General features: G+C 66.0%; 16 protein-coding genes. All 16 read right to left on the reverse strand.

Annotated features, from left to right (window positions below):
- Window positions 1-76: 76 nt before the first annotated feature.
- The 16 genes from QZ994_RS17925 to QZ994_RS18000 all read right to left on the reverse strand — a co-directional run bounded on the left by QZ994_RS17925 (window position 77) and on the right by QZ994_RS18000 (window position 6528).
- Entirely contained in the window at window positions 77-220 is a 144-nt protein-coding gene (locus QZ994_RS17925; protein ID WP_290874901.1) for a hypothetical protein, read from the reverse strand.
- Window positions 217-381, reverse strand: coding sequence for a hypothetical protein (locus QZ994_RS17930; protein ID WP_290874904.1), 165 nt, complete (start codon window positions 379-381; stop codon window positions 217-219). Before QZ994_RS17930 ends, QZ994_RS17925 begins: the two co-directional genes overlap by 4 nt.
- Complete coding sequence (locus tag QZ994_RS17935; RefSeq protein WP_290874907.1) at window positions 378-836, reverse strand: hypothetical protein; 459 nt, start codon at window positions 834-836, stop codon at window positions 378-380. The genes QZ994_RS17930 and QZ994_RS17935 overlap by 4 nt, the downstream gene beginning before the upstream one ends.
- Entirely contained in the window at window positions 833-1015 is a 183-nt protein-coding gene (locus tag QZ994_RS17940) for a hypothetical protein (RefSeq protein ID WP_290874910.1), read from the reverse strand. The genes QZ994_RS17935 and QZ994_RS17940 overlap by 4 nt, the downstream gene beginning before the upstream one ends.
- The gene (locus QZ994_RS17945; protein WP_290874912.1) at window positions 1012-1605 is read right to left on the reverse strand and encodes a glycoside hydrolase family 104 protein; all 594 of its coding nucleotides are present in this window, start codon (window positions 1603-1605) and stop codon (window positions 1012-1014) included. Before QZ994_RS17945 ends, QZ994_RS17940 begins: the two co-directional genes overlap by 4 nt.
- 35 nt (window positions 1606-1640) lie before the next feature.
- A complete protein-coding gene (locus tag QZ994_RS17950; RefSeq protein WP_290874915.1) occupies window positions 1641-2051 on the reverse strand; it encodes a hypothetical protein in 411 nt (136 codons plus the stop codon).
- A gap of 3 nt (window positions 2052-2054) precedes the next feature.
- The gene (locus QZ994_RS17955; protein WP_290874917.1) at window positions 2055-2537 is read right to left on the reverse strand and encodes a phage tail protein; all 483 of its coding nucleotides are present in this window, start codon (window positions 2535-2537) and stop codon (window positions 2055-2057) included.
- Window positions 2537-3133: a hypothetical protein gene (locus tag QZ994_RS17960; RefSeq protein WP_290874920.1), complete on the reverse strand. Its 597-nt coding sequence runs from the start codon at window positions 3131-3133 to the stop codon at window positions 2537-2539. The genes QZ994_RS17955 and QZ994_RS17960 overlap by 1 nt, the downstream gene beginning before the upstream one ends.
- 2 nt (window positions 3134-3135) lie before the next feature.
- Window positions 3136-3579, reverse strand: coding sequence for a hypothetical protein (locus QZ994_RS17965; RefSeq protein WP_290874923.1), 444 nt, complete (start codon window positions 3577-3579; stop codon window positions 3136-3138).
- Entirely contained in the window at window positions 3579-3788 is a 210-nt protein-coding gene (locus tag QZ994_RS17970; protein ID WP_290874925.1) for a hypothetical protein, read from the reverse strand. Before QZ994_RS17970 ends, QZ994_RS17965 begins: the two co-directional genes overlap by 1 nt.
- Window positions 3788-4036: a hypothetical protein gene (locus QZ994_RS17975; RefSeq protein WP_290874928.1), complete on the reverse strand. Its 249-nt coding sequence runs from the start codon at window positions 4034-4036 to the stop codon at window positions 3788-3790. Before QZ994_RS17975 ends, QZ994_RS17970 begins: the two co-directional genes overlap by 1 nt.
- A 12-nt stretch (window positions 4037-4048) precedes the next feature.
- Window positions 4049-4882, reverse strand: a complete 834-nt coding sequence (locus tag QZ994_RS17980; protein WP_290874931.1) for a major capsid protein P2 — start codon at window positions 4880-4882, stop codon at window positions 4049-4051.
- A 12-nt stretch (window positions 4883-4894) separates the two neighbouring features.
- Entirely contained in the window at window positions 4895-5047 is a 153-nt protein-coding gene (locus QZ994_RS17985; protein ID WP_290874934.1) for a hypothetical protein, read from the reverse strand.
- 127 nt (window positions 5048-5174) lie between these two features.
- Window positions 5175-5786 (reverse strand): hypothetical protein, encoded by a 612-nt coding sequence (locus QZ994_RS17990; RefSeq protein ID WP_290874937.1) that lies wholly within the window; start codon window positions 5784-5786, stop codon window positions 5175-5177.
- The gene (locus tag QZ994_RS17995) at window positions 5783-6358 is read right to left on the reverse strand and encodes a hypothetical protein (RefSeq protein WP_290874940.1); all 576 of its coding nucleotides are present in this window, start codon (window positions 6356-6358) and stop codon (window positions 5783-5785) included. Before QZ994_RS17995 ends, QZ994_RS17990 begins: the two co-directional genes overlap by 4 nt.
- Window positions 6355-6528 (reverse strand): hypothetical protein, encoded by a 174-nt coding sequence (locus QZ994_RS18000; protein ID WP_290874943.1) that lies wholly within the window; start codon window positions 6526-6528, stop codon window positions 6355-6357. Before QZ994_RS18000 ends, QZ994_RS17995 begins: the two co-directional genes overlap by 4 nt.
- Window positions 6529-6623 lie beyond the last annotated feature (95 nt).

Consider the following 6623-nt stretch of genomic DNA (forward strand, 5'->3'; position numbering starts at 1 on the left):
TGTAAAAAAGCCCCCTTCCGGGGGCTTTTTTTCGTGCTGGCGGGCCGTTTTGCCCGCTTGCTGGGTGCCTTGGTGCTCATGGTGTGCGCTTGGTCAGGATTTCAATGATCGTTTCGAGCTTGGTCAATCGCCGCTCTGATGCGATGACGTAGCCCAGCAGGGCCAGCACGGCCCCACTGTTGACGACGGTCCAGGCGCCCGCGAACTCTCCGCCGCTCATGGGTTGCCCTCGGCCCGCAGGATGGCGCCCAGGGCGCCCAGGGTTTCGCCCCATGCGCTCAGGTTGGACGGATCGGCCAGGATCAGGCTCACCGCGTGAGCCAGCAGGCCCAGGCCCGCCCAGGTGCTCGGCTCTTTGAGTCGGTCTTGGATGGTCTTCACTTCGTCACCTTGTCCCATGTCCAGCCCAGGAAATCGCCCGCAGGGCAATGGAAAGAGGCGCCCAGGTAGTCGCCCGCCGCCTTGGCCGCTTCGCAGGCGCTCGTCGTGGTCCGGGGCACGCCCAGCACGTCGCCCGCCGCCAGCACGGTCCCGGACGCGATGTCCGATGCACTGTGCAGCACGCCGGATGCGAAGTCACCCAATGGGCAATAGGTCGCCATGCCGAACGCGCTTCCCTCGGCCTTGGCCTGGGCGCACTTGTTCGCATCGGTCAGGGGCACGCCGATGGCAAGGCCCAGCCCTTCGACCACGCCCGCCGCCGCGCCGCCCACGGCCGCGCCCGCACCCTGGGCCAGCCCGCGCAGGCCACCCGATGCCCACACGGCCAGCACGACCACGCCGCCGATCATCAGCAGGTGCTCAGGCTTGAGATTCACCGCACGCATCATGCTCATGTCTCCCATTCCGTCGTGCCGGTGAAAACGTCGCCGGGGCTGATCGGGGGCACGATGGCATCACCCGAACGCTGGCCCACGGGCTTCGCCACCAGGGAGGCGGCCGGGGCCTTTTTGTTCATCACGATCACCAGCAGCAGGCCGACAACGCCCACCGCGATCATGGTCTGTTTGTTCATGCCGTGGCGCTCCCGCCCGCACGGCTGAACACGTCGCGGGCCGTGGCCCATGTGATCGTGCCCTGTCCATAGGGCGATTCGGGCAGGCTTGCCCATTCCTTGTTGAGCCGCTTGATGGCGGCCGTGAGGTTGCCCGCCAGCACGTCAGGCAGGGCGCCACGGGCCGCGATGCGACCCAATGCGGCAATGTCTTGATTGCGGGGGGAGAAGCTGCCCAGGCCCATCAGGTCGCGGGTTTCGTCCCACACCTTCGAGAGCATCTGATAGGCGCCCGCTGCGGTGCTCGTCAAGCCCCACTTGGAAACGGCTTGTCGCGGGTGATCCGCAAACCCCGAAAAGCTGGCGCCGCCGAACAGGCGCGAATAGCCCGCCGCATCGGCCGTGCCTTCACCGCGCCGGATGACCGCCAGCATGGCGCGCACCTGGGGATGGTCCACCAGGGCCTTATCTACCGATGCCATGCGGCTGATTTTGAAACTCGTCACTTTGTCCACGGCTTGGGCCGCTCCTTCCAGCAGATCGGAGGCGACCCCGGCCGCCTCGGTTTGTGTGTCCTCGTCGCTCATGGCGAGATAGCCCAGCACGACCACGGCCGCGCCCAGCATCAAGAATTCGGGCTGCACTTTCACAGCTTCATGCCTTGCAACTCAGCCCGCAGGGATGCGGCCTCGTCTTCCAGGGCGCCCAGCTTGGACACGGCGAAAGCCGGGGCCGTCTTGCCCAGGGCCTGGGCGCGGATCAACTCACGCGCAGGCCGTGCGCTGGCCGCGTCGATGGCTTGCAATCGGGCATTGATGGCCCAGGCGCGAAGCTGGGCCGCGCTGGGTGGTGCCGGTGGTGCCGGTGGTTGGGGCACGTCGAACAGTTCCCAGGCTTCGCCCATGCGCCGCACGGCTCGGCCTTGCGGTGCCTCGGGTGGTTCGTCGGTGGTGGCGTGCGCAGGGATCAGCCAGCGCCCCGGTTCCATCGGATCGGGCTGCGCATCTGTGGTGCCCAGGTATGCGCCTGTTTCTGGGTGGTGGTGGTGGATCTTCATCTGTCAGAACTTGATGCAGGTCAACATGGCGACGTTTCGGGGGCGGGTTTCCGTGCCTCGCGTGCCGGTGGATGCCGCTTGTGTCTTGAAGTAGTTGTTGATGTCTACCGTGTTGTAAGCCGCCGCGGCCGGATACCCTAGGGTTGATGTGGGCGCTGTGGAACTGTTGCCCAGGTGTATCGCGTGCTCGTGGTCTTGGAACTGCGACGCCTGGGCCGTGCCCAGCACGCGCCCCGCGTCCACGCCTCGGCCCAGGTCCAGGCCGCGCACGAACTCGCCCCGCGCATCGGGCACGGCGAAGGTGGTGGACCCGTCGCCCGCGCCCCAGGTGGTGCCGATCTTGGCGAAAAGCGCCGCATATGTGGTGCGGCTGATCGTGGACCCGTCGCACACCAGCCAGCCCGCAGGGGCCGCGCTCTGTGCGAAGGTGTCCACGGTGCCGACCTCGGTCATAGGCGCCCCGCTGCTCAGGATGCCGTTTGCCATCAGGTCAGCTCCACGATGGTGATATCCGAGTTGGCCGCGTCACCAATGCCGGTGATGGCGCCCACAGGGACACGGGTGTCCATGTTGAAGGTTTCGCCCGGACGGATTCGGATGCCCGCAACCTGGGTTGCAGTGCCGCCGCTCAGGTTGACCCAGATCGTGCCCGTCGCGCTTCGGTTCTGGATCATGAACGCTTTGCGCGTTGGCGTGCCGTTCATCATCGTGCCGCTGGCCGTTGTCACGCTGCTTTGAAACTGGTTCACGCCCGCCGCGCCTTGATTGATCACGGCCACGCTCGGCATGGTCAACACGTTGACGTCACCCGTGGGGGGCTTGTCGAACTCGACCACGGCGCCCAGGCGTGTCGCCACGGTCACAGTCTGGGCCGTGGCCCCGTTGATCAGGGCCAGCTTTGTGCACGGCTTGGCGAAACGCTCGGAGTAGCCCGTGCCGATGGCGACGGCCTCGTCTATCTCGCGGCCGTCCCGATGAAATTCCAGGTCAAGCGCCTGGGGCGCCGACATGACGCGCACGAAGTCGAAGCTGTCGGTGAACTCGACGCGCTGAAACGCGGTCAGGGTGATGGTTTGGTACATGGTCAGCCCTTGCGCTTGAGCATGACGACCACGGCCGCGCCGATGGCCGCCAGGATCATCATGGTTTTCTGATCGACGCCGCCCGCCTTGTCGGCCTCGGCCTGGGCGTATGCCTGGGCCGCGTTGGTGTAGGCGCTGGCGCTTGCGTCTTGGGTGGTCTTCAATGAGGTTTTGAAAATGTCCGACGTTGCGCCCAGCAGCAGGCCAAAGCCCGTCCCCAGGCTTGCATCGTTCTTCTGGATGGCATCGAATGCCGCCCTCACGGCGCCCAGGTCGGACGTGTTGACCACGCCGCCGCCGCTGGCGTACAGGTTTTGTGCGCCCTCGCCGCCGGTCAGGTTGCTTTGTGTGTTGGTGGTGGCGGTGTTCTGGTCCGTGGTGCTGTTGCCCACGCCCGAACCCTTGCCCCCGAACAGGGAGCCGGTGATGCCCGAAAGAAAGCCCATCAGCGCCCCTTCATTTTCTTGAACGCCAGCAGGGCCGCGCCCGCCAGCACAGGCCACAGCCACCAGGGCAGGCCAGAGGCCGCCCCGGCGCTGTTGCCGTTTCCGTAGTTGACGGAGAACCCCGAGAAGTTGGCCCATGCCTCGTTTTGAAACGATGCCTGGGCGCCGCTCTTGGTCGCCACGTCAACGGCCACAGCCCCTTCTGCCATCAGTTGCCCCGCAGCAGCAGCAGGCCGACGACGACCACAGCACCCACCATCAGGCCGGTTTTCTGGTTGGCCGTCAGGCCCGCACCGATGGCCGACCCGATGGGGCGCCCTTCGGTGTAAAGGGTGCCGTTTTGGGCACGTGCTTGGAGTTCCAGCGCCTTCATGTTGGCGTCGGCCGTCTTGTCGGCTTGGTACACGTCCAGCGCCTTATCGGCGGCCGTCTGAAACCATTCTTCCCAGGTTGCCATCGGTGCCCCTTCTTACAGGTTGCCCAGGGGGTCGAGGTACTCAATCAGCACGTTGCCCGACTCGGCCGCGCTGAACTTCAGCAGCCATTCCAGGCTTCGGGCTTGGCGGGTGTCCAGGGCCTTGCGCACGTTGCCATCGGCGCAGAAGTCGATGGTGTAGAAGTTGGTCTGAGGCACGCGGCCAAACTTCTTCTGCTCGAATTCGTTCTCTGCCTTGTTGCTCTCGTGGACGACCAGACCGTCTTCCTTCACCACGGCTTCTGTCATCAGGCCGCCGTTCGTGGCGACGTGAACGCGCTTGATGATGGCGCCGTTTTGCGGGCCGAAAGGCACGGTGAGGGGCAGAACGCCGCCCGTCGCCACGCTGAACGGGTAGCGCAGGATTTTGGTCATCAGACCGGCGAAGGGGGACACGGAGCCATCGGCCGATTTTTGGGCGGCCGATTCGGTCAGGATCGGAGTCAGGACCGGGGCCGTGGCGCCGTTGATCGTCACCTCGGTGGTGATGTTGGCGATCCCCAGGGAGGTGTCGAACGCGCCGACCATGCGGTCGACTTCGCCCATCATCTTGTAATCGGCAAACTGCACGTCCAGGAAGGATGCGTCCGAGGTTTCGCCTCGGTAGGCGTTCATCTTGTCCAGTTCCGTGCCGGTGGCTTCGATCACGGTCTTGCCGTTGGCCTTGATTCGCACCAGCGAGATCATGGCCTTGGTAAAGGTGGTGCCGCCCAGCTTCAGGCGGAAGTTTTCCAGCGTGCGGCCGGGGGTGATGAGGTTGGTAGCGGTACCGGTGGCGACCACGTTCGAGAACGGGATGCCATAGCGTTGGAGCTTGCCGACAGACATTGGGCGCCCTCCTTACAGCACGTCTTTGACGTAGGGCACGCGCTTGGCGATCACGCCAGCCGCGACGGCCAGGGCGCCCGCCTTGGCGTAAGAGGGGCCGAACTTGTAGGCGGCAAACAGGATGGCGCCAGCGATGGCAAGCTTCTTCAGGTCTTCGGTGTTCATGGTGGTGGTGTTGGTGGAATCGTTGCAGTTGCACATGACAACCGCGATTCCACCCGCACCCCATCAGGCGCACCAGGGGCCGTTACCGTACCCGTTACCGGTACAGGAAACGCGCCCCCTCACTGGCTCAAAATTTGAGCTTGCCTCGCTCCATGTCGCCCGTGTGGGCGTTGTATCGGACCCACTCCAAAGGCTTGAGCCCGTCCAACTCGGTGACGTTGACGCGGGTCTTTCGCGACAGGTAGGCCACGTCATCCCCGGACGACTGCCGGAACATGACGAACTCCGACGCGTTGCCGAACGCGGTCTTGTCGGCCTCGCTCCACCGCTGGCTGATGGCGTAGATGCTGATCCCGCGCTTCAGGCCGCGCCGGATCAGGATGCCCCAGCCCTCGGGGGCCTTGGCCGGTGTGCTCACGTCGGCCAGTTCCTCGGCGATGCAGGCCAGGGGCTCGACGAACCGACCAGACCAGAACACCGCCTGCGCCCAAAAGTCGAACCCGGCCTTGAGGTCCGATCCGACCACGAACGCCAGCTTGAGCGGCCCCGGCTTTTGCAGCGCCGCCAGCAGATCGGCACGCGTGGTCACTTTGCGCCATCCAGGCAACTCGCACCATTGGGCCTCGGGGTCCCAGGCCACGACCCGCCGCGCCTTGGCCAGCCGCTTGCGGGTGTAGGCCGTCTTGCCGGATCGTGACGCGCCCGCGATCACGACCAGCACGCCATCGGCCGTCTTCATGCGGGGGCGACCTCCACGGCCGTGCCGACCGATGCCACGGCCGCGCCTGGGCGATCCTGGGGCACGGCCTTGGCCTTGGCCTTGCGACCCCAGCCGGTGACGCGGGCCAGCCAGCCCAGCCACGGTTTTTCCTCCATGCGGGCCTTGATGAGATCGTGTTTCACGGCCGCCCAGGTGGACAGGGTGACAGGGATCAGCACGGCCGCCAGCACGACTTCCTCGGCACGGCCGCCGAACAGGCCACCCGCCAGCCATCCGCGCTTCACACACACGGCCTCGGTGGACACGGCCAGCCGTTGCACGGTTTCGGGGGTGTAGACCCTGCCCAGGCTCGGGAAGATCGGCCCCAACAGGGTAACGCCTGCCGTGATGGCGTCCCCGATTTCGACCGACAGGGCGACGGGTGGCGCCTGCTCGACCTGGGCGACCTGGGCGCCCGTGGCCGGTGCCGTGGGCACGATGGCGCCCGGATCGTCGGCTGCCTTGAGTTGCAGGGCCGCCAGCCCTGCCGCCATTTCATCGGGGCCGCTGGCCTGGGTGGTGTCTTCGGTGTGCTCGGTGGTGGTGTTCATGCTTGGGTGTTGGTGTGGTGGATCAGGTGTTGCAGGGCTTCGACGCGCACGCGGGCCAGCTGGACCCACTGCTTACAGATGCCAGAGGGCGCGATGGCCTCGGCGTGAAAAAGGGCTTCCAGCGCCCGCATGGCCTCGGTTTCAGCCTGGGTCTTTTGCGTGGGGGTCACTTGCCACCCCCCAGCAGGCGCACCGCATCGGCAAACACCGATACAGGGGCGGGCCTGGGTGCCGGTGCCGGTACAGGCGCCGGGGCCTGGGCCTG

The sequence above is a fragment of the Aquabacterium sp. genome (assembly GCF_021768455.1).
Taxonomy (GTDB): Bacteria; Pseudomonadota; Gammaproteobacteria; order Burkholderiales; family Burkholderiaceae_C; genus Aquabacterium.

What these genes read in the sequence shown, in the direction of transcription:
- QZ994_RS17950 (WP_290874915.1), bottom strand. Translation starts at nt 2,051, where the DNA reads ATGAAGATCCACCACCACCACCCAGAAACAGGCGCATACCTGGGCACC.
- QZ994_RS17995 (WP_290874940.1), bottom strand. Translation starts at nt 6,358, where the DNA reads ATGAACACCACCACCGAGCACACCGAAGACACCACCCAGGCCAGCGGC.
- QZ994_RS17990 (WP_290874937.1), bottom strand. Translation starts at nt 5,786, where the DNA reads ATGAAGACGGCCGATGGCGTGCTGGTCGTGATCGCGGGCGCGTCACGA.
- QZ994_RS17980 (WP_290874931.1), bottom strand. Translation starts at nt 4,882, where the DNA reads ATGTCTGTCGGCAAGCTCCAACGCTATGGCATCCCGTTCTCGAACGTG.
- QZ994_RS17975 (WP_290874928.1), bottom strand. Translation starts at nt 4,036, where the DNA reads ATGGCAACCTGGGAAGAATGGTTTCAGACGGCCGCCGATAAGGCGCTG.
- QZ994_RS17960 (WP_290874920.1), bottom strand. Translation starts at nt 3,133, where the DNA reads ATGTACCAAACCATCACCCTGACCGCGTTTCAGCGCGTCGAGTTCACC.
- QZ994_RS17970 (WP_290874925.1), bottom strand. Translation starts at nt 3,788, where the DNA reads ATGGCAGAAGGGGCTGTGGCCGTTGACGTGGCGACCAAGAGCGGCGCC.
- QZ994_RS17965 (WP_290874923.1), bottom strand. Translation starts at nt 3,579, where the DNA reads ATGGGCTTTCTTTCGGGCATCACCGGCTCCCTGTTCGGGGGCAAGGGT.
- QZ994_RS17935 (WP_290874907.1), bottom strand. Translation starts at nt 836, where the DNA reads ATGAGCATGATGCGTGCGGTGAATCTCAAGCCTGAGCACCTGCTGATG.
- QZ994_RS17955 (WP_290874917.1), bottom strand. Translation starts at nt 2,537, where the DNA reads ATGGCAAACGGCATCCTGAGCAGCGGGGCGCCTATGACCGAGGTCGGC.
- QZ994_RS17985 (WP_290874934.1), bottom strand. Translation starts at nt 5,047, where the DNA reads ATGAACACCGAAGACCTGAAGAAGCTTGCCATCGCTGGCGCCATCCTG.
- QZ994_RS17925 (WP_290874901.1), bottom strand. Translation starts at nt 220, where the DNA reads ATGAGCGGCGGAGAGTTCGCGGGCGCCTGGACCGTCGTCAACAGTGGG.
- QZ994_RS17940 (WP_290874910.1), bottom strand. Translation starts at nt 1,015, where the DNA reads ATGAACAAACAGACCATGATCGCGGTGGGCGTTGTCGGCCTGCTGCTG.